General features: G+C 61.8%; 22 protein-coding genes. 9 read left to right on the top strand and 13 right to left on the bottom strand.

Annotation, left to right across the window (positions count from 1 at the left end; all coding sequences use genetic code 11):
* Positions 1 to 16 precede the first annotated feature (16 nt).
* A complete protein-coding gene (locus tag AACU78_RS18600; protein WP_106577192.1) occupies positions 17 to 844 on the top strand; it encodes an isocitrate lyase/PEP mutase family protein in 828 nt (275 codons plus the stop codon).
* A gap of 3 nt (positions 845 to 847) precedes the next feature.
* Positions 848 to 1,546 carry an extensin-like domain-containing protein gene (locus AACU78_RS18595; RefSeq protein WP_106577191.1) on the top strand — a complete coding sequence of 233 codons (699 nt, stop codon included), beginning with the start codon at positions 848 to 850 and terminating at the stop codon, positions 1,544 to 1,546.
* A 3-nt stretch (positions 1,547 to 1,549) separates the two neighbouring features.
* Here the strand turns inward: AACU78_RS18595 and AACU78_RS18590 are convergent, their stop codons facing one another.
* On the bottom strand, positions 1,550 to 2,170 hold the full coding sequence (locus AACU78_RS18590) for an energy transducer TonB (RefSeq protein ID WP_106577190.1): 621 nt from the start codon (positions 2,168 to 2,170) through the stop codon (positions 1,550 to 1,552).
* 96 nt (positions 2,171 to 2,266) lie between these two features.
* On the opposite strand from AACU78_RS18590, the gene AACU78_RS18585 reads away from it, so the two are divergent.
* A complete protein-coding gene (locus tag AACU78_RS18585; protein WP_106577189.1) occupies positions 2,267 to 3,049 on the top strand; it encodes a class I SAM-dependent methyltransferase in 783 nt (260 codons plus the stop codon).
* 114 nt (positions 3,050 to 3,163) lie between these two features.
* On the opposite strand, the gene AACU78_RS18580 is transcribed toward AACU78_RS18585, so the two are convergent.
* A complete protein-coding gene (locus AACU78_RS18580) occupies positions 3,164 to 3,799 on the bottom strand; it encodes a TetR/AcrR family transcriptional regulator (protein WP_106577188.1) in 636 nt (211 codons plus the stop codon).
* 93 nt (positions 3,800 to 3,892) lie between these two features.
* Between AACU78_RS18580 and AACU78_RS18575 the strand changes: the two genes are divergently transcribed.
* Genes AACU78_RS18575 through AACU78_RS18565 form a run of 3 tightly spaced genes read left to right on the top strand, consistent with a single transcriptional unit; the run spans position 3,893 to position 8,667 of the window.
* Positions 3,893 to 4,996 carry an efflux RND transporter periplasmic adaptor subunit gene (locus tag AACU78_RS18575; protein WP_106577187.1) on the top strand — a complete coding sequence of 368 codons (1,104 nt, stop codon included), beginning with the start codon at positions 3,893 to 3,895 and terminating at the stop codon, positions 4,994 to 4,996.
* 6 nt (positions 4,997 to 5,002) lie between these two features.
* Positions 5,003 to 8,068 carry an efflux RND transporter permease subunit gene (locus AACU78_RS18570; RefSeq protein WP_106577186.1) on the top strand — a complete coding sequence of 1,022 codons (3,066 nt, stop codon included), beginning with the start codon at positions 5,003 to 5,005 and terminating at the stop codon, positions 8,066 to 8,068.
* 2 nt (positions 8,069 to 8,070) lie between these two features.
* Positions 8,071 to 8,667: a LysE family translocator gene (locus AACU78_RS18565; RefSeq protein WP_106577185.1), complete on the top strand. Its 597-nt coding sequence runs from the start codon at positions 8,071 to 8,073 to the stop codon at positions 8,665 to 8,667.
* Positions 8,668 to 8,732: 65 nt separating this feature from the next.
* Here the strand turns inward: AACU78_RS18565 and AACU78_RS18560 are convergent, their stop codons facing one another.
* Genes AACU78_RS18560 through plsB form a run of 3 tightly spaced genes read right to left on the bottom strand, consistent with a single transcriptional unit; the run spans position 8,733 to position 12,418 of the window.
* Positions 8,733 to 9,422, bottom strand: a complete 690-nt coding sequence (locus AACU78_RS18560; RefSeq protein ID WP_106577184.1) for a DUF4197 domain-containing protein — start codon at positions 9,420 to 9,422, stop codon at positions 8,733 to 8,735.
* A 29-nt stretch (positions 9,423 to 9,451) separates the two neighbouring features.
* Positions 9,452 to 9,847 (bottom strand): YbaY family lipoprotein, encoded by a 396-nt coding sequence (locus AACU78_RS18555; protein WP_106577183.1) that lies wholly within the window; start codon positions 9,845 to 9,847, stop codon positions 9,452 to 9,454.
* Between the two features lie 51 nt (positions 9,848 to 9,898).
* Positions 9,899 to 12,418, bottom strand: a complete 2,520-nt coding sequence (gene plsB / locus AACU78_RS18550) for a glycerol-3-phosphate 1-O-acyltransferase PlsB (RefSeq protein WP_106577182.1) — start codon at positions 12,416 to 12,418, stop codon at positions 9,899 to 9,901.
* A gap of 181 nt (positions 12,419 to 12,599) precedes the next feature.
* Here plsB and AACU78_RS18545 point away from each other — a divergent pair, with 181 nt between their 5' ends.
* Positions 12,600 to 12,809 (top strand): cold-shock protein, encoded by a 210-nt coding sequence (locus AACU78_RS18545; protein ID WP_032891681.1) that lies wholly within the window; start codon positions 12,600 to 12,602, stop codon positions 12,807 to 12,809.
* 143 nt (positions 12,810 to 12,952) lie between these two features.
* Here the strand turns inward: AACU78_RS18545 and AACU78_RS18540 are convergent, their stop codons facing one another.
* The 4 genes from AACU78_RS18540 to AACU78_RS18525 all read right to left on the bottom strand — a co-directional run bounded on the left by AACU78_RS18540 (position 12,953) and on the right by AACU78_RS18525 (position 18,189).
* Positions 12,953 to 13,330, bottom strand: coding sequence for a hypothetical protein (locus tag AACU78_RS18540; protein ID WP_106577181.1), 378 nt, complete (start codon positions 13,328 to 13,330; stop codon positions 12,953 to 12,955).
* Positions 13,331 to 13,384: 54 nt separating this feature from the next.
* Positions 13,385 to 14,194 carry a putative RNA methyltransferase gene (locus tag AACU78_RS18535; protein ID WP_106577180.1) on the bottom strand — a complete coding sequence of 270 codons (810 nt, stop codon included), beginning with the start codon at positions 14,192 to 14,194 and terminating at the stop codon, positions 13,385 to 13,387.
* The gene (gene dapE, locus AACU78_RS18530; RefSeq protein WP_106577179.1) at positions 14,194 to 15,345 is read right to left on the bottom strand and encodes a succinyl-diaminopimelate desuccinylase; all 1,152 of its coding nucleotides are present in this window, start codon (positions 15,343 to 15,345) and stop codon (positions 14,194 to 14,196) included. The genes AACU78_RS18535 and dapE overlap by 1 nt, the downstream gene beginning before the upstream one ends.
* Positions 15,346 to 15,597: 252 nt before the next feature.
* The gene (locus tag AACU78_RS18525) at positions 15,598 to 18,189 is read right to left on the bottom strand and encodes a glycosyltransferase (RefSeq protein ID WP_106577178.1); all 2,592 of its coding nucleotides are present in this window, start codon (positions 18,187 to 18,189) and stop codon (positions 15,598 to 15,600) included.
* A 217-nt stretch (positions 18,190 to 18,406) separates the two neighbouring features.
* Here AACU78_RS18525 and tcdA point away from each other — a divergent pair, with 217 nt between their 5' ends.
* Positions 18,407 to 19,216: a tRNA cyclic N6-threonylcarbamoyladenosine(37) synthase TcdA gene (gene tcdA / locus AACU78_RS18520; RefSeq protein WP_371924120.1), complete on the top strand. Its 810-nt coding sequence runs from the start codon at positions 18,407 to 18,409 to the stop codon at positions 19,214 to 19,216.
* 116 nt (positions 19,217 to 19,332) lie between these two features.
* Here the strand turns inward: tcdA and AACU78_RS18515 are convergent, their stop codons facing one another.
* The 4 genes from AACU78_RS18515 to AACU78_RS18500 form a co-directional block, all read right to left on the bottom strand.
* Complete coding sequence (locus AACU78_RS18515) at positions 19,333 to 19,746, bottom strand: SufE family protein (RefSeq protein ID WP_106577176.1); 414 nt, start codon at positions 19,744 to 19,746, stop codon at positions 19,333 to 19,335.
* A complete protein-coding gene (locus AACU78_RS18510) occupies positions 19,743 to 20,948 on the bottom strand; it encodes an aminotransferase class V-fold PLP-dependent enzyme (protein ID WP_106577175.1) in 1,206 nt (401 codons plus the stop codon). The genes AACU78_RS18515 and AACU78_RS18510 overlap by 4 nt, the downstream gene beginning before the upstream one ends.
* A gap of 67 nt (positions 20,949 to 21,015) precedes the next feature.
* Positions 21,016 to 22,050, bottom strand: coding sequence for a 2,3,4,5-tetrahydropyridine-2,6-dicarboxylate N-succinyltransferase (gene dapD, locus AACU78_RS18505; protein WP_106577174.1), 1,035 nt, complete (start codon positions 22,048 to 22,050; stop codon positions 21,016 to 21,018).
* A 31-nt stretch (positions 22,051 to 22,081) separates the two neighbouring features.
* Positions 22,082 to 22,390 (bottom strand): arsenate reductase, encoded by a 309-nt coding sequence (locus AACU78_RS18500; RefSeq protein ID WP_231982825.1) that lies wholly within the window; start codon positions 22,388 to 22,390, stop codon positions 22,082 to 22,084.
* 293 nt (positions 22,391 to 22,683) lie between these two features.
* On the opposite strand from AACU78_RS18500, the gene AACU78_RS18495 reads away from it, so the two are divergent.
* Positions 22,684 to 24,327 (top strand): Na+/H+ antiporter, encoded by a 1,644-nt coding sequence (locus AACU78_RS18495; RefSeq protein WP_106577173.1) that lies wholly within the window; start codon positions 22,684 to 22,686, stop codon positions 24,325 to 24,327.
* Positions 24,328 to 24,331: the final 4 nt, after the last annotated feature.

Genomic DNA, 24,331 nt, shown 5'->3' with positions numbered 1-24,331 from the left:
CCGCCAGGAGTCAGACATGGATGCCCAAACCCTTCGCGCCGAAACCTTCAAAGCCTTGCACGAGCGTGACCGCGCGTTCGTGATGCCCAACCCGTGGGATGCCGGCTCGGCCATCATGCTCGCCAGCCTGGGTTTTGAAGCCCTGGCCACCACCAGCGCGGGTTACGCATTCAGCCTGGGGCGGCCGGATGCGGAAGGTGCGTTGTCGCTGGAGGACACGCTGGGCAATGCGTCAGCCATCGTTCGGGCGACGGCACTGCCGGTGGCGGCCGATCTGGAAAACGGTTTCAGCGATACCCCCGAAGGCTGCGCCCAGACCATCCTGCGCGCGGCCGCCACGGGTATCGTCGGTGGCTCCATCGAAGACGCCACAGGCATTGCCGTCGACCCGATCTATCCTTTTGATTTGTCTGTTGAGCGCGTCGAAGCGGCGGTTGCGGCTGCCCGTAGCCTGCCATTTGCGTTCACCCTGACGGCCCGCGCAGAAAACCTCCTGCATGGTCGCCTGGATTTGCCTGACACCATTCGCCGCTTACAGGCCTACGCCGAGGCGGGTGCGGATGTGCTCTATGCGCCGGCGCTGCGCAGTGCCGAGGACGTGTTGGCGGTGGTCAGGGCGGTCGCGCCCAAACCGGTGAATGTGTTGATGTCCGGTGGCTTGAACCTTAGCGTTGCGCAGTTGAGCGAGATGGGCGTGCGCCGTATCAGTGTCGGCTCGGCCATGGCGCTGGCGGCGTATGGCGAGTTCTATCGCGCCGCGCAGGAGGTCTACCAGTTGGGCACCTTTACCTTCACGGAGCGCAAGATGCCATTCAGCCAGGCCAACCAATTCTTCAAGGGCTGAGCCGTGCGTTTTCTCAACGTGAGCGGTGCGCTGCTGTTGCTGGCGGGTGTGTTTGCAGTGGGCGTGTGGCGTGGTTGGGTGCCGTTGCCTGCCGAGTGGAACCCCTGGGCGCCGCTGGACGTGCGTGCCAAGCCGAACCTGCTCACGCGCTTCAAGCTCGGCCGCCTGCAGGATGATCCAGCGCTGTGCGATCAGGTGCTGAAAACCTCGGGCTTGCGCGTCAGCCATCAGGCTGACAGCCCGGCTGATGCCGCGTGCCCATTGCGCAATGTCTTGCGCGTACAAGGCGCTGACGTGGCCCTGAGCAGCAGCTTTCTCGCCAGTTGCCCACTGGCGGTGGCCTTTGCCCTGTTCGAACGCCACAGCCTGCAACCTGCGGCGCAGGCGGTGTTTGGCCAGGCGGTGACGCGGGTCGATCACTTGGGCAGCTTCGCCTGTCGCAACCTGTATAACCGTGCAGAAGGGCGGCTCAGTCAGCACGCCTCGGCCAATGCCCTGGATATCGCCGGCTTTCGCCTGGCAGATGGGCGCAGCATCAATGTGCTCAAGGATTGGCCGGGGACGGGCGACAGCGCGCGGTTTTTGCGCCAGGTGCGCGATGGCGCCTGCGATGATTTCAATGTTGTGTTGAGCCCGGACTACAACGCTGCTCATCGCAACCATTTCCATCTGGACATGGGGCGGTGGGGAGTGTGTCGCTGAGCGTCAGGCGGCCAGGCGCAGGTTGTTGAGGATCAATGGGCGTGCCCAGTGGGAGTCAAAGTCGAGCGCTTTCTGTTGCGCCACCAGCTCTTCCATTGGATAAGGCGCGGCGGGCGGCGGCAGCAAGTCTAGTTCGAACTCGGCGATGGGCAGGTGCAGCGGTTGAGGTTCCGGCGCCGGGCCAGGCTCAGGCAGCGGCTGGCCGGCACTCAGCACGAGCGGGCGTACCCAACCACTTTCGAAGTTCTGCTGGCGCTGTTGGGCAACGATTTCTTGCGCCGGGAACGGCGTAGCGGGTGGCGGCAGCAACTCGGTTTCGAATTCGGCGATCGGCAGGAACAGCGGTTCTGGCGGGGCGATCTCGGTGTCTTTCACCTCGCATTCACGCTGGGTGAGGATCTGCGACAGCAGGTCGGCGCCTTCGCTGGGTTCTACCGCCGGGTCTCTGGGAGCCGATGCCTTGGCGGCGCGCGCGTCCGGCGTGTCGCCGAGCTGCTCGGCCAGCGCCCGGGCGAAGAAGTCCTGCCACACATGACTCACCCCGGCCAGCGCTTGAGTATTGCGCAGGCCGTAGTGGTTGTGGGTCGGCAGTACACCGATGGTTAGGGGAAGAATGTCTGACATTTTTCTCGGTCGACGCTCAGCTCTGGCAAAATACCTGACTGTTGTTTTTATCGGCCGCTGTTTGCCGATCCTTAATATTTTTGAGCGTAGCGATTGATGAGCGAACAACCAGCGGCCAGCCGCATTCGGGTCGAGGCTTTGGCCGAAGGTTTTCAGGCGCGTGCCGAGCAGTGGGCGTCGCAGCTCGGCCTGCCTGTGCAGCTGGAGGAGGCGGATTTTGCCCTGCAAGTGGGCGAGCACGGCTTGCAACTGCAACAGCTGGGGCCTGATGCGCCGGGGCCGGTGCGCGTGGATTTTGTCGAAGGTGGCGCGGCGCACCGGCGTCTCTACGGCGGTGGCAGCGGGCAGATGATCGCCAAGGCTGTGGGCATCGCTCAAGGCGTGCGCCCACGCGTGCTGGATGCCACGGCGGGGCTGGGCAAGGACGCGTTCGTGCTGGCCAGCCTGGGCTGCGAGATGAGCCTGGTCGAGCGCCAGCCGCTGATCGGCGCCTTGCTCGAAGACGGCCTGGCCCGTGGCGCGGATGACTTTGAAGTGGCGCCGATTGTGGCGCGCATGAAGTTGCTCAAGGGCAACTCCATCGACGTGATGCGCAATTGGGAAGGTGAGCCGCCGCAGGTGATCTACCTGGACCCGATGTTCCCTCACCGTGAGAAAACCGCGCTGGTAAAGAAGGAAATGCGCCTGTTCCGGCCGTTGGTGGGCGATGATCCGGATGCGCCGGCTTTACTCGCCGCGGCGTTGGCATTGGCCAGTCACCGCGTGGTGGTCAAGCGTCCCCGCAAGGCGCCGTGCATTGACGGGCCAAAGCCTAGCCATGCGCTGGATGGCAAGTCGAGCCGGTATGACATTTATCCCAAGAAAGCGCTCAAGCCTTAAATTTTCATTGGTTTGCCGGGCCTCTTCGCGAGCCAGCCCGCTCCCACATTTGGCATGCATTCCAAGGTGGGAGCGGGCTTGCTCGCGAAGAGGTCTTTCAACATGCTGCAAGGCTCAGGGCCGATAAGCCCGCATAAACAACCCGACCACCTCCTGCACATGCGCCTCGGCGGCTTCTTCGCTCAGTTGCCCGCCGCAGCCATACAGCAAGCAGAAATTCGCCGTGCCCTTGAGCAGGCAAAAGAAATGCTCGGCCGCCGTAAACGGTTTGTCGATGCTCAGGGCGCCGCTCTGGTGGATGCGGCTGAGCAGGCGCTCCATGCCCTGCAGCATGCGCATGGGCCCGGCTTCAAAGAAGATCTGTGACAGTTTCACGTCCTGATTGCCGGTGGTCATCATCAGGCGATGCAGGTTTACCGACTCCTCGCTGTTGATCAGCCGATGAAAGCCCCGTGCGATGTTCAGCAGCACGGTGTCCACCGGCATGCCGGCGGGCAGCTCGAAATACATCACCGGCAGCTGCTCTTCGCATTTGGCCACGACGGCGGCGGTGAACAGCGTCTCTTTGTCGGTGAAGTGGCTGTAGACCGTCAGTTTCGACACGCCGGCCTCCATTGCCACGGCATCCATGCTGGTGCTGGCGTAGCCATTGCTCAAAAACAGATTTTTCGCCGCGTCGAGGATTGCCTGGCGTTTTGCCATGTCCTTGGGACGCCCGGGGCTATTGGTGTTTACAGGATTGTCGGACATTTTCACCTTTAATACTGGACTGGTGAGTTTGGTATTAATAACATACCGGCCAGTATAATTATTCCAAGCTCCATTTGCGAAAGGTCCTTCAGCATGCGCAGCACTTTCCTGCCCCTTGCGTTGCCTGTCAGCCTGATCTTCCTGTTGGCCGCCTGCGGCCATGAAGAAGCGGCCCAAACCACCCCCCGTCCAGCCATGGTGGTGCAGCCGCAGCCCTCGGCGCAGGCGATGGACAGCTTTCCAGGCGAGGTACGTGCCCGTTATGAGCCGGACCTGGCCTTTCGCATTGGCGGCAAAGTCAGTAAGCGCCTGGTGGAGGAGGGCGAGCGGGTCAAGGCCAACCAACCGCTGGCCGAACTCGATCCGCAGGACGTACGCCTGCAGCTGGAAGCCACGCGCGCCCAAGTGGCCGCCGCCGAAGCCAACCTGAGCCTGGTGCGCGCCGAGCGAGATCGCTACAAGACCCTGATGGACCGTCAGATGGTCAGCCGTTCTCAGTACGACAATTCCGAAAACCTCTACCGATCCGGTGAAGCACGCCTCAAGCAGATCAAGGCCGAGTTCGACGTGTCCAGCAATCAGGCCGGTTACGCCGTGCTGCGCGCCCCCCAGGACGGTGTGGTCGCCAAGCGCGCGGTGGAAGTTGGCCAAGTGGTGTCTGCCGGCCAAACCGTCTTCACGCTGGCCACCGATGGCGAGCGCGAAGTGCTGATCAGCCTGCCGGAGCAAGGTTTCGGCCGGTTCAAGATCGGCCAGCCGGTGTCGGTTGAATTGTGGAGCCAGCCCGACCAACGTTTTGCCGGGCGTATCCGTGAACTGTCGCCCGCTGCCGATCCAAAATCGCGCACCTTTGCCGCCCGCGTTGCCTTCACCGGCGGCAAAGTCCCGGCCGAACTGGGCCAGAGTGCCCGCGTATTCATACAGGCCGACGGCGTTATTGCGCTGGCGGTGCCGCTGTCAGCGCTGAGTGCGGAGAATGGTGCGTCCTACGTCTGGTTGGTGCAACCAGACAACACGGTCAAGCGCACGCCGGTGCGGATCGGCGCCTTTGGTGAAAAAACCGTGCCGGTACTGGAAGGCCTTGCCCCCACCGACTGGGTGATTGCGGCCGGCGTGCATGTGCTCCATGAGGGCCAGCAGGTGCGCCCGGTGGATCGCTCCAACCGCGCGGTGAATCTGGCGGCCAACAAGGAGTAGTCCCCGATGGGTTTCAATCTTTCCGAATGGGCGTTGCGTAATCGCCAGATCGTACTGTTCCTGATGATCCTGCTGGCGGTCGTCGGTACGCTGTCCTACACCAAGCTGGGGCAAAGCGAAGACCCGCCGTTTACCTTCAAGGCCATGGTGATCAAGACCAACTGGCCTGGAGCCACGGCCCAGGAAGTCTCGCGCCAAGTCACCGAGCGTATCGAGAAAAAGCTCATGGAGACCGGCGACTATGAGCGCATCGTTTCTTTCTCGCGCCCCGGTGAATCCCAAGTCACTTTTATAGCGCGCGACGCGATGCACTCGGCGCAGATTCCGGACTTGTGGTACCAGGTGCGCAAAAAGATCAGCGACATTCGCCAGACCTTGCCGCCGGATATTCAGGGGCCGTTTTTCAACGATGAATTCGGCACCACCTTCGGCAATATCTACGCGTTGACCGGTGACGGTTTCGACTACGCCGTGCTCAAGGACTACGCCGACCGCATCCAGATTCAACTGCAACGTGTGCCGGATGTGGGCAAGGTCGAACTGCTCGGCCTGCAGGACGAAAAAATCTGGATTGAATTATCCAACCTCAAGCTCGCCACCCTCGGCCTGCCATTGGCCGCCGTGCAGCAGGCTTTGCAGGAGCAGAACGCCGTCTCTACCGCCGGCTTCTTCGAAACCCCGACCGAGCGTGTGCAGTTGCGTGTGTCCGGCAACTTCAAGACGGTGGAGGAAATCCGCAATTTCCCGATTCGCGTCGGTGACCGCACCTTTCGCATTGGCGACGTGGCCGATATCCACCGGGGTTTCAACGACCCACCGGCACCGCGCATGCGCTACATGGGCGCGGACGCCATCGGGCTGGCCGTGGCCATGCGTGACGGCGGCGACATCCTGGTATTGGGCAAGGCCCTCGAAGGTGAATTCGCACGCCTGCAGAAGAACCTTCCGGCAGGCATGGAGCTGCGCAAGGTGTCGGACCAACCGGCCGCGGTGAAAACCAGCGTCGGCGAATTCGTCCAGGTACTCGCCGAAGCACTGGCGATCGTGTTGTTGGTGAGCTTCTTCTCCCTCGGTGTGCGCACCGGCATGGTGGTAGCCCTGGCGATTCCGCTGGTGTTGGCGATGACCTTTGCCACCATGTATTACCTGGGCATCGGCTTGCACAAGATTTCCCTCGGCGCATTGGTCCTGGCGCTGGGCCTGCTGGTCGACGACGCGATCATCGCCGTGGAAATGATGGCGATCAAAATGGAGCAGGGCTACGACCGGCTCAAGGCCGCGAGCTTCGCCTGGACCAGCACTGCGTTCCCGATGCTCACCGGTACGTTGATCACCGCTGCAGGGTTTCTGCCGATTGCCACCGCGCAATCGAGCACCGGTGAATACACCCGCTCGATTTTCCAGGTCGTGACCATCGCACTGCTGGCCTCATGGGTGGCCGCCGTGGTGTTTGTGCCGTACCTGGGGGAAAAACTCCTGCCGGATCTGGCGAAAATTCATGCTGCCAAGCACGGCACCGATGGGCCCGATCCCTACGGCACACCGTTCTATCAGCGTGTACGACGTTTGGTTGAATGGTGTGTGCGTCGGCGTAAAACCGTGATCGTGCTGACGTTGCTGTTGTTTATCGGCTCGGTCGCGCTGTTCCGCTTTGTGCCGCAACAGTTCTTCCCGGCCTCCGGCCGCCTGGAGCTGATGGTCGATCTCAAGCTGGCTGAAGGGGCTTCCCTGAGCAACACCACCGAGCAGGTCAAACGCCTGGAGACGCTGCTCAAGGAGCACGCTGGCATCGACAACTATGTGGCCTATGTCGGCACCGGTTCGCCGCGCTTCTACCTGCCGCTGGACCAGCAATTGCCGGCCGCCAGCTTTGCGCAATTTGTGGTGCTGGCCAAGACCATCGAAGAGCGTGAAAGCCTGCGCACCTGGCTGATCGAAACCCTCGACGAGCAATTCCCCGAACTGCGTTCGCGGGTCACACGCCTGGAGAACGGTCCGCCGGTGGGTTACCCGGTGCAGTTTCGCGTGACTGGCGAACACATCGTAGAGGTCCGTGCCCTGGCCCGCAAAGTGGCGGCCAAGGTTCGTGAAAATACCCACGTGGTCAATGTGCACCTGGACTGGGAAGAGCCGAGCAAAATCGTCTACCTCAATATCGATCAGGACCGCGCCCGCGCCCTTGGTGTAAGCACCGCCAACGTGTCGAAATTCCTGCAGAGTTCGCTGACCGGTGCAAGCGTCAGCCAGTACCGCGAGGACAACGAGCTGATCGAAATCCTCCTGCGCGGCACCGTGCACGAGCGCACCGAGTTGGCGTTGTTGCCAAGCCTGGCCGTGCCGACCGACAACGGCAAAAGCGTTGCGCTGTCGCAGATAGCCACCCTCGAATATGGCTTCGAAGAGGGCATTATCTGGCACCGTAACCGCCTGCCGACGGTGACTGTGCGCGCCGACATCTATGGCAAGGAACAACCGGCGACCCTGGTCCAGCAGATCCTGCCGACCCTTGAAGGTGTGCGCGCCGAACTGCCGGAAGGTTACTTGCTGGAGGTTGGCGGCACGGTTGAAGACTCCGCGCGTGGCCAGAATTCGGTCAAGGCCGGGGTACCGCTGTTTATCGTGGTGGTCCTGACCTTGCTGATGCTGCAACTGCGCAGCTTCTCACGCACTGCGATGGTGTTTCTGACGGCACCGCTGGGCCTTATCGGCGTGACCTTGTTTCTGCTGGTGTTCCGCCAGCCGTTCGGGTTTGTCGCCATGCTCGGGACCATCGCCTTGTCGGGCATGATCATGCGCAACTCGGTGATCCTGGTTGATCAGATCGAGCAAGACATCAAGGCTGGCCTGACACCCTGGCAAGCGATCATTGAAGCAACCGTGCGACGCTTCCGCCCGATTGTGCTGACGGCGCTCGCGGCGGTGTTGGCCATGATTCCACTGTCACGCAGCGTGTTCTTCGGGCCAATGGCCGTGGCGATCATGGGCGGGTTGATTGTGGCGACGGCGTTGACCCTGTTGTTCCTGCCGGCCCTGTATGCTGCGTGGTTCCGAGTGAGGAAGGACGTCGCGTAATCATGCTGGCCACTGTTTCAGCCTTAATGTTGTTGCTGCTTGCCCCTGGCCCGACCAACACCCTGTTGTTTCGTGCCGGGGTGTTGTTCGGGTACCGGGCGTCGTGGACGCTGGCGCTGGTCGAGTGCCTGGCGTACCTGTTGCAGGTCTCGGTGTGGGGCGTGGCGTGGCTGTATCTGGCGGCGCATTCGCCGTGGGCGTTGAAAACCACGCAACTGGCGGCGGGCTGCTACCTGCTGTATGTCTCATTCAAGCTGTGGCAACGCAAACACAGCGCCATCGATTCGATCCGTGACCGCTTCTCTGGCCTGTATTTTTTCTGGCTCACTGTGATGAATCCCAAAGGCCTGTTGATCGTTTCGTTCATCGCCCCGATCAGCGCATTTGCATCGTTGCAAGGCTATGCCGGGTTCATGGCCACGCTGGCAATGGTGGTGGTGCCGGTGGGGTCTGCCTGGATCGTGCTGGGCAGCCGCTTTGAAGGGGTTCAGAAGACGTGGCTCACGCCACTGAAGATCAACCGCGCGGCATCCGTGGCGATTTGTTGTTTTGCCACGCTCATGCTTGGGCGGTTGGCGCAGGCGGTTATCCAGGGCTGAAACAACGGCGCCAAGGCCCGTGAACAGCGGCCTTGGCGCAGGTGTTGAAGGTTTACTGCGAGCGGTTACAGCGCGCCGAATACCTTCTTCGCCAGGCTGGTGGCAGCCGCGGCGGGGTTCTTGCGGATGGTTTCTTCCTGCTGCGCGATCATCTTGAACAGGCCGTCCAGCGCCTGTTCGGTCACGTAGCTTTCGACGTTGGCACTTTTGGCATCAACCGCGCCGAATGCTGCGGCCTTGCCGGCCAGGGCGTTGTATTGCTGGGCGACGCCGACCTTGTCGGTGGCGGCCTTGACGATCGGCAGGAACTTGGCACGAATCTCTTCGCGGCTGCTTTTGTTCAGGTATTGAGTGGCCGAGTCCTGGCCACCGGTGAGGATGCCCTTGGCGTCGGTCACGCTCATGTTCTTCACCGCGTTGACCAGGATTGGCTGAGCCTGGGTCACGGCGGTTTCTGCCGCTTTGTTCATGCTGGTTTCGAGCTGCGTGACCTGATCACCCATGCCGAACATTTTCAGCTTGTCGGCGACTTTGCCGAGTTTGCCGGGCAGGCCGATTTTCACCTGCGGGTTGTTGCTGAAGCCACCGGGTGCGCCCAGTTGTTTCACGGCGATCTGTGCGCCTTGGGTCAGTGCATCCTTGAGGCCGCCGCTGGCGTCGCCCTGGGACAGGCTGCCAAGTGACACCGCCATGGCGTTGGCGCCAAGCAGCAGACCGACGCACAGGGCTGTGAGGCGAAGAGAATTACGGAGCATGGACGCTTCCTTTTTTAAGCTGGGAATAATCAGTGTGCGACCGCATCAACCCGCAGACGCAGGGGTTGTGGGTCTTGGCCGTTGAGTTGCACGGCGTGCCGCTCGGTGGTGATAAACAGTAGCTTGCCATCCAGCTCGATGCGAGCGCTGACCGAGTACGTGTGCCCCGGTTTGATCTGGGCCGGGTCGTAGCTCAGGTGAAACGGCAGCGGCACCTGGCCTTTGACCGGGCCTTTCTGTTCGGCGAGGGTCACGGCCGGAGCGTCCATCAAGGACACGTCCTGCAGGCTGACGCTCAAGGTGGCGGCGGGCGGCAGCGCGATGCGTTGCAGGTAGAACACTTCGCCGTCGAGGCTGGCCTTGGGGGTCATGGATTGGCAGGCTCCGAGCAGGGCGGTCAGGCCCAGGAGGATGATCTTTTTCATGGTACAGCTCCTTTTCAACGGCGCCGGAAACCGCCCGACGCCTCGTTCACTCTAGCGGCTTTCTTCAGCGTTTACCGGCTCGGGTTCGGTCGGCGTTTCGGCTGCGCCATCGACGCGGTGCAACGCCACTTGGCGGATCGACAAACGAATATCGGCGGGCAGCACGCGTTTGGCTGCACCTTCGGCCAACTCACCGAGCAGGTCGTGATAACTCAACTTGCCGGCCTCATCGCGACGCAGCACATCTTGCTCGAGCAACGTCTGGATAAAATGTCGGAAAAGGCTCTTGTCGAAGAACTCCGGGGCATTGAGGCCATGCAGGATCGACAGGCGCTGAGCCATGATCGTGCACAGGTCTTCCAGCTCTTCGGCGCTGATGGTGTTCTGGCCGCTGTTGAGCAGCAGCGAGATCGCCATGTAGAAGCGTTGCAGGGTCTGGGCAATGCTCTTGGACAGCAGCGTCAGCAGCACAAAATGCCGCGAGCTCGGTGCCGGGCGCAGGTACACCTCATTCTCGAAGCGCAGCAGGCCTTGTTCGACAAACGCCTCCAGCCAGTGGTCGACCACCGCGTCCAGCTCATCCAGCGACCAGCGGATAAACAGCTCCGATTGCAGGTACGGGTACAGCGCACGGGTGTAGCGCAGGATTTGTTCGCGGCTCATGCGCGAGCTGCTCTGGAAGAAACTCGCCAGCAACGCCGGCAGGGCGAAGATGTGCAGCACGTTGTTGCGGTAGTAGGTCATCAGGACGGCATTTTGCTCGTCCAGGTACAAAATCTTACCCAGGGCGTCGCTTTGCTCCGACAGCAGGTCCATGTCCTTGACGTGCTTGATCAGCGCCAGGCCATCGCCTTCCGGCAAGGTGGTGTGCGGTGAGTAGGGCACGCGGCGCAGCAGCGCCAGGTACAGGTCCAATTGGCGCGCCATGGCCTGTTCATCCAGGGCCAGGCGGGTGGTGGAAAGCAACGCCAAGGCCACCAGGTTCACCGGGTTGACCGCGGCGGCCTCGTTCAAGTGGCGGGCCACCTGCTCGCCAAGGCGGTTGGTGGTTTCGTTGAGCCACGCCGGCTTGTAGTTCGGGCCCAGCTCCTGGGCGCGCCAGTCGGGTTGCTCGGCGTCGAGGAACTCGGCCAGTTTGATCGGCTCGCCAAAGTTGACCGCGACTTGGCCAAAGCGCTGCTTGAGCGCGCCGACCACCTTGAAAATATCGAAGATCGACTCTTTTTTCTTGCTCGCGCCGCGCAGCTCGCCGAGGTAGGTGCGGCCTTCCAGCACGCGTTCATAGCCGATGTACACCGGCACGAAGACGATCGGCATGCGTGAGGAGCGCAAAAAGCTGCGCAGGGTAATCGCCAGCATCCCGGTCTTCGGTTGCAGCATGCGCCCGGTGCGCGAGCGTCCGCCTTCGACGAAGTACTCCACCGGAAAGCCCTTGGTGAACAAGGTGTGCAGGTATTCGTTGAACACCGAGGTGTACAGCGGGTTGCCCTTGAAGGTGCGGCGCATGAAAAACGCACCGCCACGGCGCAGCAGGCTGCCGATCACCGGCATGTTCAGGTTGATACCGGCGGCGATGTGCGGCGGGGTCAGGCCGTTTTTGAACAGCAGGTAGGACAGCAGCAAGTAGTCGATATGGCTGCGGTGACACGGTACGTAGATCACCTCGTAACCCTGGGCAACCTTTTGCACACCTTCGATGTTGTTGACCTTGATGCCGTCGTAGATCTTGTTCCAGAACCAACTGAGCACCACTTCCAGGAAGCGAATCGCGGTGTAGGTGTAGTCCGAAGCGATCTCGTTGCCGTAGCGCAAGGCTTGGGCCTTGGCTTTTTCCGGGGAGATTTTCTCGCGTTCGGCCTCTTCGCTGATGGCTTGGCGCACCAACGGCATGTTCACCAGGCCTTTGACCAGGTTGCGCCGGTGCGACAGGTCGGGGCCGATCACGGCGGTCTTCAGGTTACGGAAGTGCACCCGCAGGATGCGCTGGGCCATGCGCACGGTGCGTTCGTGACCTTTATTGTGCTCGATCAATTCACGCAGGTTGATAGGCGCGGAGAATTGCACGCGGGTCTTGCGACCCAGGATCAGGATGCTCAGCAAACGGCGCAGGCGCCCGGTGACGGCCCAGCTGTCGGCAAACAGCAGTTTCCACGGGCTGGACTCGCTCTCGGGCGATTGGCCCCAGAACACGCTGACCGGAATGATTTGTGCATTCTCTTCGGCGTGTTCGGTCAGGGTGTTGACCAGCCGGGTCAGGGTCGGCGGTGCGCCGCGCTTGTCCTGACGGCCGAGCCAATCCGGTTCGGGCGTGAGGTAGAAGAACGCGGCGGGTTCGATCTGCGGGCCTACCGAGACCGGCAGCACCGGGCGCGGCAAGCCGGCCTTGGTGCACTCGGTATCGACCACGGCCAATTCGGTGAGGGAGGGCGATTGCAGGACGTAAAACACCGGCCGACTGCGGTCGAGGTTAAGGGTTAGGGACGACTGGTTGATCGTCTCCGAGCGAACCCAGAGGTACAACAGTCGGCGCAAGGTGCCAAACACCAGACGGCGGAACGGAGAGCGGGTCATAGGCGTGCTGCTTCAAGTGGAAAAAACCGAGCAGGCGCTCGGGCGGGTAGTGTGCCGTATTCGCCGAAAATCGGCAAAAAAGCAGCGATGTAAACTTGAGTTGATCGTTTTTGAGCCTGTCTTATACTCGGCAGTTCAATGCGACTGACTCAACAATAAAAAGCATGTGGGAGCAAAACTGATGGCAACGCGCGAAACCGGCAATGTGAAGTGGTTCAACGATGCAAAGGGCTATGGCTTTATTCAACGCGAGGACGGCAAGGATGTGTTTGTGCACTACCGCGCCATTCGCGGTGACGGCCACCGCTCACTGGCCGAGGGCCAGCAGGTGGAATACGCCGTAGTGACCGGCGAGAAGGGGTTGCAGGCGGAGGATGTGGTGGGGTTGTAACCTGAGTTTTTGCTACACAGCTGAACCCCTGTGGGAGCGGGCTTGCTCGCGAAGGCGGTGTGTCAGTCACAATAAAGGCGACTGACCCACTGCTTTCGCGAGCAAGCCCGCTCCCACATTTTGATTGGGTTTGCAGCTTCAGTTCAGGCCGTTTTCCAGGTGATCTGCTCTTCACCGTCTGCGCTGATACGAATCCAGGTGTCGGCACTTTCCTCGCCTTCTTCCTCAACCCACGTGCCCGGTGCGCAACGCACTTCGACGTTCAGCGCAGCAAACGCAGCGCGGGCGCAGGCGATGTCGTCTTCCCACGGGGTCTGGTCACTTTCCAGGTACAGACTGTTCCATTTGCCTACCGCTTTTGGCAGCCAGGTGACCGGCACATTGCCGGCCTTGCACTTGTAGGTCTGGCCCTTCTGAACCCAGTCGGTGCACGGGCCCAGCGCGGCGCCCAGCCAGGCGGCGATGGCTTTGTGGTCGACGTCGGCGTCCTTCAGGTAAATCTCGATATCAGGTTGGCGCATGGATGTTCCTCGTTGCGGGATTCGAAAATCCATTCGCGGATGCTTAAAAGTCGGTTATTGAAGCACGAAATAATCGTAGCGCATCGACACCGTGACCTGCAGCGGCTCGGCGGCCTCGATCACCTCGGCGCGGCGCTCGGCACTCGCGCGCCAGCCGTGCGGCGTCATCGCCAGCAGGTTGGCGCGGTCGTTGGGCTCGACCAGGCTCAAGGTGAATTCCAGGATTTCGCTGTGCGCCAGGCTCATGCCATCCGGCACCAGGGCCAGATGTTTGTCGTCGGTGTACTCGCGCACTTCGTCGTACAGGCGTTCGCGCAGTTCCATCAGGTGGCCGGCCGTCGGGCCGACTTTCATCAGACCGCCGCCAGGGCTGAGCAGACGCTTGGCCTCCTGCCAATCCAATGGGCTGAAAACGCTGGCGAGAAATTGGCAACTGCCCGAGGCCAGCGGCACGCGCGCCATGCTGGCAATCAACCAGGTCAGCGCCGGGTTGCGCTTGCACGCACGTTTGACCGCTTCCTTGGAAATGTCCAGCGCGTAGCCGTCAGCATGGGGCAGGGCCTCGGCGATTTGCGCGGTGTAGTAACCCTCGCCACAGCCTATGTCCACCCAACGCTGCGGCGCACGTTCCGCGGCCAGTTCAGCCAGGCGCTTGGCCACCGGCGCGTAATGCCCGGCGTTGAGGAAGTCGCGGCGTGCCTCGACCATGGCGAGGTTATCGCCCGGGTCGCGGCTGTTTTTGTGCTGCACCGGCAACAGGTTCAGGTAACCCTGGCGCGCGCGGTCGAAACGGTGCCCGGCCGGGCACGCCACGCCATTGTCCACCGCGTGGAGCGGTGCGCTGCAAATGGGGCACGCGAGCATCAGGCGAGCAACTTGATCAGGGTCTGGTAGTAGATTTCGGTCAGCACATCGAGGTCGCTGGCCAGAATGCGCTCGTTGACCTGGTGGATTGTCGCGTTGACCGGGCCCAGTTCCACGACCTGAGTGCCAAGGGTGGCAATGAAACGCCCATCGGAGGTGCCGCCGCTGGTGGAGGCTTTGGTTTCGCGACCGGTGATCGCCTTGATGCTGGCCGACACCGCATCCAGCAACGCGCCGGGCTCGGTGAGGAACGGCAGGCCCGACAGCGCCCACTCCACGTGCCAGTCCAGGCCATGCTTGTCGAGAATCGCCGCAACGCGCTGTTGCAGGCCTTCGACGGTGGACTCGGTGGAGAAGCGGAAGTTGAACACCGCCGTCAGGTCACCGGGGATCACGTTGGTGGCGCCGGTGCCGGAGTTGAGGTTGGAAATCTGGAAGCTGGTCGGCGGGAAGAAGGCGTTGCCGTCGTCCCAGTGCTCGGCGGCCAATTCGGCCAAGGCCGGGGCGGCGAGGTGGATCGGGTTCTTCGCCAGGTGCGGGTACGCCACGTGGCCTTGCACGCCGCGCACGGTCAGGGTGGCGCCGAGGGAGCCACGACGACCGTTCTTGACCACATCGCCCACCAGCGTGGTGCTCGACGGTTCGCCGACGATGCACCAGTCCAGGCGTTCCTTGCGTGCTGCCAGGCGTTCGATCACAGCTTTGGTGCCGTGGTGCGCCGGGCCTTCTTCATCGCTGGTGATCAGGAAGGCGACCGAGCCTTTGTGGTCCGGGTAGTCGCTGACAAAACGCTCGGAGGCCACCAGCATGGCGGCCAGGCTGCCTTTCATGTCTGCCGCGCCACGGCCGCAGAGCATGCCGTTTTCGTCGATCAGCGCGTCGAACGGGTCGTTCTGCCAGGCGCCCACCGGGCCGGTCGGCACCACGTCGGTGTGGCCGGCAAAGCACAGCACCGGGCCGTCGTGCTTGCCGTGGGTGGCCCAGAAATTGTCCACATCTTCGATACGCATCGGCTCCAGCGCAAAGCCGGCGTCGCCCAGGCGCTGCATCATCAGCTTCTGGCAATCGGCGTCGATCGGCGTCACGGAGGGGCGACGGATCAGGTCGATAGCGAGTTGAAGGGTCGGCGAAAGGTCGGCATGGGCCGTCATGGGGGAACTCCGAAAGCGTGTTATGGGCGCAGGACGAATGTGGAATACACAACCTGAATCGGCGCAAATCTAATGTGGGAGCTGGCTTGCCTGCGATAACTTCGCCGCGGTGTACCTGACAGACCGCGGCGTGTGCATAGCAGGCAAGCCAGCTCCCACAGAAAGCAGGGCGTGGCCAAGTCTCACAAAACGGCCGTTATCTTATAGCAAAACGGCGGCCAAGGGCCGCCGTTTAGTGCATTGCGCAAGTTTTTACTCAGCCGTTGCCGGCTCAACCTTCGGCGCAGGTTTTGGCAGCGACGAGAGGAACGCCATGATCAGCGCCGCCACATACGGCAGCGACTGTACCAGCAGCATCACCACCCAGAAGCGTATGTCATTGCTCGGCAGGCCCTGCACCAGGTAGATCCCCAGCGCCGCGCCCCACAACAGCAACATGATGAACATTTCTTCGCGGGCTTCGGAAATTGCTACCCAGAAGCCGTGGTTATCCGCGTTTTTCGGGGTACGAAAGAACGGAATACTGGTGGTGAAGAAACCGTACAACACCGCCTTGGCGATGGTGTGCGACAACGCCAGGCCGGCCAGCGCCGCGCAGAACGCATCTTTCAAGTTCACACCCACCGCACGGCGGTAGAGGAAAATGATCTTGCCCACTTTGAACACGAACAGCGCCAACGGCGGAATCGCGAAAATCAGCAGCGGCGGATCAACCCGCGTTGGCACGATGATCATCGCCGCCGACCACAACAAGGCGCCAACGGTGAAGAAGATGTTCATGCCGTCCGCCACCCACGGCAACCAGCCTGCAAGGAAGTGGTAGCGCTGGCCACGGGTCAGCTCGGTGCCCTTGCCGCGCAGCAGGCTGGCGGTGTGGCGCTTGATGATCTGGATCGCGCCATAGGCCCAGCGGAAACGCTGCTTCTTGAAGTCGATAAAGGTATCGGGCATCAAGCCTTTGCCGTAGCTGTCGTGGTAATACGCCGCCGACAGGCCTTTCTCGAATACGCGCAGGCCCAGTTCGGCGTCTTCGCAGATGCACCAGTCAGCCCAGCCGAGTTCTTCGAGCACCGAGCGACGGGTCATGGTCATGGTGCCGTGCTGGATGATCGCGTCGCGGTCGTTACGGGTGACCATGCCGATATGGAAGAAGCCTTTGTATTCCGCGTAGCAAAGCTTCTTGAAGGTGCTTTCGTTCTGGTCGCGGTAATCCTGCGGCGACTGCACCACGGCGATTTTCGGGTCGGCGAAGTGCGGCACCATGTGCTTGAGCCAGTTCGGCGACACGCAGTAGTCCGAGTCGATCACCGCGATCACTTCGGCGTCCTTGGCGGTGTGCGGGATCAGGTAATTCAGCGCGCCGCCCTTGAAACCGGCCAGGGGCGAGACGTGGAAGAACTTGAAGCGCGGCCCGAGGGTTTCGCAGTAGTCGCGCACCGGTTCCCATACAGCCGGGTCCTTGGTGTTGTTGTCGATGATCAGGACTTCATAGTCCGGGTAATCGAGGGCGGCGAGGGCGTCGAGGGTTTGTTTGACCATCTCCGGTGGCTCGTTGTAGCACGGCACATGAATCGACACTTTCGGGCGGTAGTCCGAATCGCCTTCCACCGGCAGGAATTCACGCCGACGCTTGTGGGTCCACACCGCTTCCGCCAGTTCGTGGGCCTCGGTCAGCAACACGATAAACACCCCGAGGGCGCCCAGTGCCAACAAGATCCCCACGGTCACGCTGAACCAGGTGCTGTATTGCTGGCTGTAGTCGTAGCCGATCCACACCAGCACCGAACCGCACAGGAACGCGATAAAGGTCAGGAACGTACGGCCACGCTGGCGCAGGGCCGAGCCGTCGATCATCAGCAAGGTCAGCGACAGCAGCGCAAGCACCACCGAGCCGATGGCCAGCACGCGCCATTGCGGGATCGCGACCACCGGGCCTTCAAAGTTGAATTTCTGCTGGCGCGCGGCGTTGTACACGCCCCAATAGGCGCCGGCCGAGCCTTCGTCGCTGACTTTCCACGGCTGATCGAACGCCTCGATCACGAAGTAGTTGTAGCCCTGGCGGTTAAGCTTGTTGACCAGCGTACGCAGGTAAATCGCCTGGTCAGCCGGGGAGGTTTCGTTACCCCCGCGCATACGGCCGTTACTCGGCCAGCCAACCTCCGACAGCAGCAGCGGCTTTTTCGGGAACAGTTTCTTCAGATCCCGGGCGCGGTCGAGTACGTATTGGCCGGCCTTGTCCATCGGAATAAATTCCCAGAACGGCAGGATGTGCGCGGCGATCAGGTCGACGTGCTTGGCCAGTTTCGGGTTCTTTTCCCAAATGTGCCATTGCTCGGACGTCGTTACCGGCACTTTCACGGCGGCGCGCACGCGGTCGAGCAGCGCAATCAGCGCCTCCGGGGTGATTTCTTCACGGAACAACGCTTCGTTACCGACCACCACGCGCACGACGCTGCGTGAGCTGTTGGCCAGTTCGATGGCCCGCTGGATCTCGCGTTCGTTACGCGCAAGGTCCGGGCTGATCCAGATGCCCAGCGTCACGCGCAGGCCGAACTCTTCTGCCAGCTTGGGGATGTCGCCCAGGGTGCCGTCGACCGAGTAGGTACGGATGTTGTCCGTCAGCTTGCTCATGATCTCGAGGTCACGACGCATTTCTTCGTCGCTTGGGTACTGGTCTTTCTGCGGGAACTGGCCTTGCTGGAACGGCGAGTAGGAGAACCCGGAGATCTGTTCAGGCCAGTTGGGTGTGGTGACCGGGCGGTTGATCAGCGCCCAGAAACCGGTGAACAGCGCGGCAATTGCCAGCACCACCACCAGGTTGAGTCCAAATTTACGCGATGACATGGCTATTTCGGGTTCCAAAGGGTGTGGAACGAAAAGAAGTGTCGGCTTACGCCGAACGGCGCGCATCCTACACTGGCCTTTCCCCGAGCGTACAGCAGACAGAGAAAAGCCGGACGTTAGTCCGCGAATGTTCACCTAAGTTCTTTACTTGTAGCTGGAAGCTTCGAACTTGTCGCTGCGTAGTCCATAATGCGCGCCGGTTTTTGGGGTAATGGTCATGAGCACAGAAGATCCGCGGTTTGCAGGCGTCGCCCGCTTGTATGGCATTGAAGGCCTGGAACGCTTGAAAGCGGCCCATGTGGCGATCGTCGGCGTCGGCGGCGTAGGCTCGTGGGCGGCGGAAGCCATGGCCCGTTGCGGGGTGGGCGAGATTTCGCTGTTTGACCTGGACGACGTCTGCGTCAGCAACAGCAACCGCCAGTTGCACGCGCTGGACAGCACCGTGGGCAAGCCCAAGGTCGACGTCATGGCCGAGCGCCTGCGCGCTATCAACCCCGATTGCGCCGTGCATGCGGTGGCGGACTTCGTGACCCGCGACACCATGGCCGAGTACATCACGCCGACTATCGATTGCGTGATCGACTGCATCGACGCCGTCAACGCCAAGGCAGCGCTGATTGCCTGGTGCAAGCGCCGCAAGATCCAGATCATCACCACCGGCGGCGCCGGCGGGCAGATCGACCCGACGCTGATCCAGGTGTGCGACCTGAACCGCACCTTTAATGACCCACTGGCCTCGAAGGTGCGCTCCACGTTGCGCCGCGATTACGGTTTCTCCCGCACCGTGACCCGCCATTACAGCGTGCCGTGCGTGTTTTCTACCGAGCAGCTGCGTTATCCCAAGCCGGACGGCAGCATTTGTCTGCAAAAAAGTTTTGTTGGGGATGGGGTGAAGCTGGACTGCGCCGGCGGGTTTGGCGCGGTGATGATGGTGACGGCGACCTTTGGCATGGTCGCGGCCACCAAGGCGGTGGACAAAATTGTGGCGGGGGTGCGCAGGCCTTCGGAGCGGGTTAAAGCCAGCTAAATCCTACAGCCGAACATAGACCGAAATGTGGGAGCGGGCTTGCTCGCGAAGGCACAGTGTCAGTCAATCCATCAATGACTGAACCACCGCCTTCGCGAGCAAGCCCGCTCCCACATTCAGTTTTGTGTAAGGCTCAGGTCTCGCATGCGCAGCAGAACTGCGTTGAGGCCATTACTGCGCGACGGCGACAACTGCCGTGACAGGCCAAGCTGGGCAAACCAGTCGGGCAGGTCAACGGCCTGCAACTGCGCCGCAGATAAGCCATTGACCCGCGCCAGCAGCAATGCCACCAACCCACGAATCATGCGCGCATCGCTGCTGGCGGCGAACTGCCAATGGCCATTCTCAATGCGCCCCACCAACCACACCAGGCTTTCGCACCCCTGCACCAGGTTGGCGTCGACTTTGTCCGCATCCGCCAAGGCTGGCAGGCGCTCGCCCCATTGCATCAGCATCCGCGCGCGCTGCTCCCAACTGCCGACCGCCTGAAAGGCGTGCAGGGCAGCGGCGGCTTCGGCCGGCAAGCTCATCGCAACATATCCAGCGCCTGGTCGAGCGCTTCAAAGAAGCGCTCCAGGTCATCGGAGTCGTTGTACAGCGCCAGGGACACGCGGATCGCCCCCGACAAGTGCATTGCCTTGAGCAACGGCATCGCGCAATGGTGGCCGGCGCGCACGGCGATGCCCTGTTCGGTCAGCAGGTGGGCGAGGTCGGCGTTGTGTATGCCTTCCACCACAAAGCTGGCCAAAGCTACGTGAGACGATCCCAACACGCGGATGCCATTGCGTGCCTTGAGGCCGCGCAGCAGGTAGTCGTGCAGCGCCGCTTCATGGGCGACCACGGCGTGCGGGTCCAGTGAGCTCAGGTAATCCAGGCTGGCACCCAGGCCGATCACGCTGGCGATTGGTGGCGTACCCGCTTCAAAACCCAGCGGGGCAGGGCGGAAACTGGCGCTGTGGTAGTCCGCCTGTTGCACCATCTCGCCGCCAAACTGCCAATGGCGCAGGTGATGCAGGGCTTCGTGGCGGCCAAACAGCACGCCGACGCCGTCCGGGCCGTACAGTTTGTGGCTGGAAAACACGTAGAAATCGCACCCCAGCGCCTGCACGTCATGGCGGCCATGCACGATGCCCTGGGCACCGTCGACCACGGTCAGCGCGCCGTGTGCCCGCGCCATCGCCAGCAAGGCGTCCAAGGGCTGCCAGGTGCCAAGCACATTGGAAAGCTGGCTCACCGCCAGCACGCGCGTGCGCGGGCCGATCAATTCGGCGGCAGCGTGCAGGTCAATCACGCCGTCGTCACCCAGTGGCAACACCACCAGCGTGAGCGCGCGACGTTTGGCCAGTTGTTGCCAGGGCAGCAGGTTGGCGTGGTGTTCGAGGGCGCTGATAACAATTTCATCGCCCGCATTGAATAAGTGCTCAAGGCCATAGGCCAGGAGGTTCAGCGCAGAGGTTGCGCCGTGGGTAAAGATGATTTGCCCGCTGTCACCTGCGTTAAGCCACTGCGCGACCTTGCTGCGACTGTCTTCAAACGCCTGGGTCGCATGGGCGCCCGGCAAATGTTGGGCACGGTGCACATTGGCTGCGCCATTGGCGTAGTAATGGCTGATGGCATCCAACAGGGCCTGGGGTTTTTGCGTGGTGGCGGCGTTGTCCAGGTAGGTCTGGTCTTGCCGTTGCAGGGTGGCGATGGCCGGAAAGTCGGCGCGCCAGGGAGAGGGCACAAGCATGGTGTTCAAGACTCGTATAAGCGGGCCGACCCGGAGGCGCGACCCGCTAGTGGCATCGAGTGGCTGCTTAGTTGTGAGCGTGCAGCGCTTCGTTCAGTTCGATGGCCGATTTGTGGGTTTTGCACTCCACGGCACCGGTCTCGGAGTTACGGCGGAACAGCAGGTCCGGTTGGCCGGCCAGCTCGCGCGCCTTGACCACTTTGACCAGTTGGTTCTGCTCGTCCAGCAGCGCGACTTTGGTGCCGGCGGTGACGTACAGGCCCGACTCCACGGTATTGCGGTCGCCCAATGGGATGCCGATACCGGCGTTGGCGCCGATCAGGCAGCCTTCGCCAACCTTGATCACGATGTTGCCGCCGCCCGACAGGGTGCCCATGGTGGAGCAACCGCCGCCCAGGTCCGAACCCTTGCCGACGAACACGCCAGCGGAGACGCGGCCTTCGATCATGCCCGGGCCTTCGGTGCCGGCGTTGAAGTTGACGAAACCTTCGTGCATCACGGTAGTGCCTTCGCCCACATAGGCGCCCAGGCGGATACGCGCGGCATCAGCGATACGCACGCCGGCCGGGACCACGTAGTCGGTCATTTTCGGGAACTTGTCCACCGAGAACACTTCCAGCAGGTCGCCACGCAGGCGTGCTTCCAGTTGGCGTTCGGCCAGCTCGCTGATGTCGATGGCGCCCTGGCTGGTCCATGCCACGTTCGGCAGTTGCGGGAACACGCCGGCCAGGCTCAGGCCGTGCGGCTTGACCAGGCGGTGCGACAGCAGGTGCAGCTTGAGGTAAGCCTCAGGCGTGGAGGTCAGCGCAGCGTCTTCGGCCAGCAGGGTCGCGACCAGCGGAGTGTGGCTTTCAGCCAGACGGCTCAGCAGGGCGGCTTGAGCAGCGTCGACGCCTTTGAGCGCGTCAGCCAGTTGCAACGCCTGGGAGACGGTGAAGGTGATGGCCTGGTTGCCTTCGGTGTAGCCCAGGATCGGCGCAATGGCTGCGACGATCTCGGCCGATGGATTGAGCAACGGTTGTGCGTAAAACACTTCCAGCCAAGCACCTTGGCGGTTCTGAGTGCCGACGCCGAAGCCCAGGCTGAACAGGGAATTGGACATGCTGTTACCTCTACAAAAATGGAAGGCTGGCCTACTTGAGGGCCGCCGAATAACTATCTGGCTTGAAGCCAATCAGGGTTCTGTCACCGAGATCGAGCACCGGGCGCTTGATCATCGAGGGTTGTGCGAGCATCAATTCAATGGCTTTCGACTGATCGAGATCGGCTTTGCGTTCGTCTTCGAGTTTGCGAAAGGTGGTGCCCGCACGGTTCAAAACCACCTGCCAACCGTGCTCGTTGCACCATTGGGTCAAGTGTTCGCGGTCGATACCGGCCGTTTTGTAGTCGTGAAACTCATAGCTCACAGCGTGCTCATCGAGCCAGGTGCGCGCTTTTTTCATGGTGTCGCAGGCTTTGATGCCGAAAAGGTGCAACGTTTTGCTTGAAGCGGTCAAGGAATTGCCCCCCTTTGGACCAAGTAGAAACGAAAGGTCACGGATTATGCCATGACCAGCAGGTTTGGGTGCCGCTCGTCATGCTTGCTGATGGCGCCGTGCGACTTTTGTGCAAAAGCCTTGGCGCGCCATGGCCGCGTAACATGGCTGGTTAACATAGCCGAGTAATATGGCACTTCAACGGCCGGTTGTTGCCTGATGGGTGTCGTTGCAAGTCGATTGTCCGGGAAACCCGCTTTATGCAAACCGCCTACACCGTTCTTATCCTGCTGATGCTGGTCAGCGTTTCGCGCCTGGTCGGGCGCATAATTCCTCTGCCGTTGCCCCTGGTGCAGATCGCCGCCGGCGCCTTGCTGGCCTGGCCCACCCTTGGGCTGCATGTGGCGCTGGACCCTGAGTTGTTTCTGTTTCTGTTCCTGCCGCCGCTGTTGTTCTCCGATGGCTGGCGCATGCCCAAGCGCGAGTTCTGGCGATTGCGCGGCCCGATTCTGACGTTGGCGGTGGGGCTGGTGCTGTTCACCGTGGTGGGCGCCGGGTATTTCATTCATTGGATATTGCCTACGATCCCATTGCCGGTGGCCTTCGCCCTGGCGGCGGTTTTATCGCCGACGGATGCCGTGGCGGTGTCGGCCATTGCCCAGAATCGTCTGCCCAAGCCGCTGATGCACATGCTTCAGGGCGAAGCGTTGATGAATGATGCCTCGGGTCTGGTGACCTTCAAGTTCGCCCTGGCGGCGGCGCTGACCGGCGTGTTCTCCCTGGCGGATGCCAGCCTGACTTTTGTGCTGGTCGCCGTGGGAGGCTTGGCGGTTGGCGTGGCGCTGAGCTGGCTGGTGGGCCGTTTGCGCGCCTGGATGATCGCGCGCGGTTGGGATGACCCGGCCACGCATGTGGTGTTCATGTTGCTGTTGCCGTTTGCGGCCTATGTATTGGCGGAGCGCCTGGGCGCATCGGGCATTCTCTCGGCGGTGGCGGCGGGCATGATGCAAAGCTGGCTCGACCTGTTGCCGCGCCAGACCAGCACGCGCTTGCTTAACCGCAGTGTCTGGTCGCTGCTGGAGTTTGCCTTCAATGGCCTGATCTTCCTTCTGTTGGGCCTGCAACTGCCGGACATCATCAAGGCGGTGGTCAGCCATGAGACAACGTTGTGGCCCACCCTGCTGTATCGCTGCCTGGACGTAATTGCGATCTTCGTGGTGCTGGTGGTGTTGCGCTTTATCTGGGTGCAGAGCATCTGGCGCCTGTCGGGTTTACTGCGGCGCCTGCGGGGCAAAAGCGAACTGACCATGGTGCCGACCGCGCGCTCCTGCTGGCTATTGACGGTCGGCGGCGTACGCGGTGCGGTGACCCTGGCCGGTGTGATGTCGGTGCCCCTGCTGCTGGCGCCGGGCGCGGCCTTCCCCGAGCGCGACCTGCTGATCTTCATCGCTGCCGGGGTGATTCTGCTATCGCTGATCGCCGCTTGCATCGCGCTGCCGTTGCTGTTGCGCGGCATCGAGCAAAGTCCCGATGAAAAGCGTCATAACGAAGTGCGCGAGGCGTGGAAAAAAACCGCCGTGGCGGCGATCCATGCCCTTGAAGCGGAAGAACCCGCCGAAACCGAAACCTCGGACGCCGCTCAGGCCGCACTGGCGGCTGAGCTCAAGGCGCGGCTGATGTCGGAATATCGCCATCAGTTGGAAGTGTTCAATGACTCCGCCGACGCGCAGGCGCTGGCGCTGCAGATGGACCAGCTGGAGCGTAAATTACGCCTCAAGGCCCTGCGAGCGCAGCGCTTGGAGTTGTACAGCTTGAGCCGTCATCACCAGATTGGTGATGACGTTTTGCGCGAAGTGCTGGCGGATCTGGACATGAGCGAGGCGAACCTGGGTCATGTGAAATGACCCA

This window comes from Pseudomonas sp. R9.37 (assembly GCF_963878885.1).
In the GTDB taxonomy this organism is placed as follows: Bacteria; Pseudomonadota; Gammaproteobacteria; order Pseudomonadales; family Pseudomonadaceae; genus Aquipseudomonas.
Note: the sequence above shows the minus strand (reverse complement) of the source record. Positions and strands in the feature narration are given on the sequence as shown.

What these genes read in the sequence shown, in the direction of transcription:
- AACU78_RS18580 (WP_106577188.1), bottom strand. Translation starts at nt 3,799, where the DNA reads ATGTCCGACAATCCTGTAAACACCAATAGCCCCGGGCGTCCCAAGGAC.
- AACU78_RS18570 (WP_106577186.1), top strand. Translation starts at nt 5,003, where the DNA reads ATGGGTTTCAATCTTTCCGAATGGGCGTTGCGTAATCGCCAGATCGTA.
- dapE (WP_106577179.1), bottom strand. Translation starts at nt 15,345, where the DNA reads ATGACGGCCCATGCCGACCTTTCGCCGACCCTTCAACTCGCTATCGAC.
- AACU78_RS18540 (WP_106577181.1), bottom strand. Translation starts at nt 13,330, where the DNA reads ATGCGCCAACCTGATATCGAGATTTACCTGAAGGACGCCGACGTCGAC.
- AACU78_RS18515 (WP_106577176.1), bottom strand. Translation starts at nt 19,746, where the DNA reads ATGAGCTTGCCGGCCGAAGCCGCCGCTGCCCTGCACGCCTTTCAGGCG.
- AACU78_RS18525 (WP_106577178.1), bottom strand. Translation starts at nt 18,189, where the DNA reads ATGTCATCGCGTAAATTTGGACTCAACCTGGTGGTGGTGCTGGCAATT.
- AACU78_RS18500 (WP_231982825.1), bottom strand. Translation starts at nt 22,390, where the DNA reads ATGAAAAAAGCGCGCACCTGGCTCGATGAGCACGCTGTGAGCTATGAG.
- AACU78_RS18565 (WP_106577185.1), top strand. Translation starts at nt 8,071, where the DNA reads ATGCTGGCCACTGTTTCAGCCTTAATGTTGTTGCTGCTTGCCCCTGGC.
- AACU78_RS18560 (WP_106577184.1), bottom strand. Translation starts at nt 9,422, where the DNA reads ATGCTCCGTAATTCTCTTCGCCTCACAGCCCTGTGCGTCGGTCTGCTG.
- tcdA (WP_371924120.1), top strand. Translation starts at nt 18,407, where the DNA reads ATGAGCACAGAAGATCCGCGGTTTGCAGGCGTCGCCCGCTTGTATGGC.
- AACU78_RS18535 (WP_106577180.1), bottom strand. Translation starts at nt 14,194, where the DNA reads ATGCTCGCGTGCCCCATTTGCAGCGCACCGCTCCACGCGGTGGACAAT.
- AACU78_RS18575 (WP_106577187.1), top strand. Translation starts at nt 3,893, where the DNA reads ATGCGCAGCACTTTCCTGCCCCTTGCGTTGCCTGTCAGCCTGATCTTC.
- AACU78_RS18495 (WP_106577173.1), top strand. Translation starts at nt 22,684, where the DNA reads ATGCAAACCGCCTACACCGTTCTTATCCTGCTGATGCTGGTCAGCGTT.
- dapD (WP_106577174.1), bottom strand. Translation starts at nt 22,050, where the DNA reads ATGTCCAATTCCCTGTTCAGCCTGGGCTTCGGCGTCGGCACTCAGAAC.
- AACU78_RS18555 (WP_106577183.1), bottom strand. Translation starts at nt 9,847, where the DNA reads ATGAAAAAGATCATCCTCCTGGGCCTGACCGCCCTGCTCGGAGCCTGC.
- AACU78_RS18585 (WP_106577189.1), top strand. Translation starts at nt 2,267, where the DNA reads ATGAGCGAACAACCAGCGGCCAGCCGCATTCGGGTCGAGGCTTTGGCC.
- plsB (WP_106577182.1), bottom strand. Translation starts at nt 12,418, where the DNA reads ATGACCCGCTCTCCGTTCCGCCGTCTGGTGTTTGGCACCTTGCGCCGA.
- AACU78_RS18545 (WP_032891681.1), top strand. Translation starts at nt 12,600, where the DNA reads ATGGCAACGCGCGAAACCGGCAATGTGAAGTGGTTCAACGATGCAAAG.
- AACU78_RS18590 (WP_106577190.1), bottom strand. Translation starts at nt 2,170, where the DNA reads ATGTCAGACATTCTTCCCCTAACCATCGGTGTACTGCCGACCCACAAC.
- AACU78_RS18600 (WP_106577192.1), top strand. Translation starts at nt 17, where the DNA reads ATGGATGCCCAAACCCTTCGCGCCGAAACCTTCAAAGCCTTGCACGAG.
- AACU78_RS18510 (WP_106577175.1), bottom strand. Translation starts at nt 20,948, where the DNA reads ATGCTTGTGCCCTCTCCCTGGCGCGCCGACTTTCCGGCCATCGCCACC.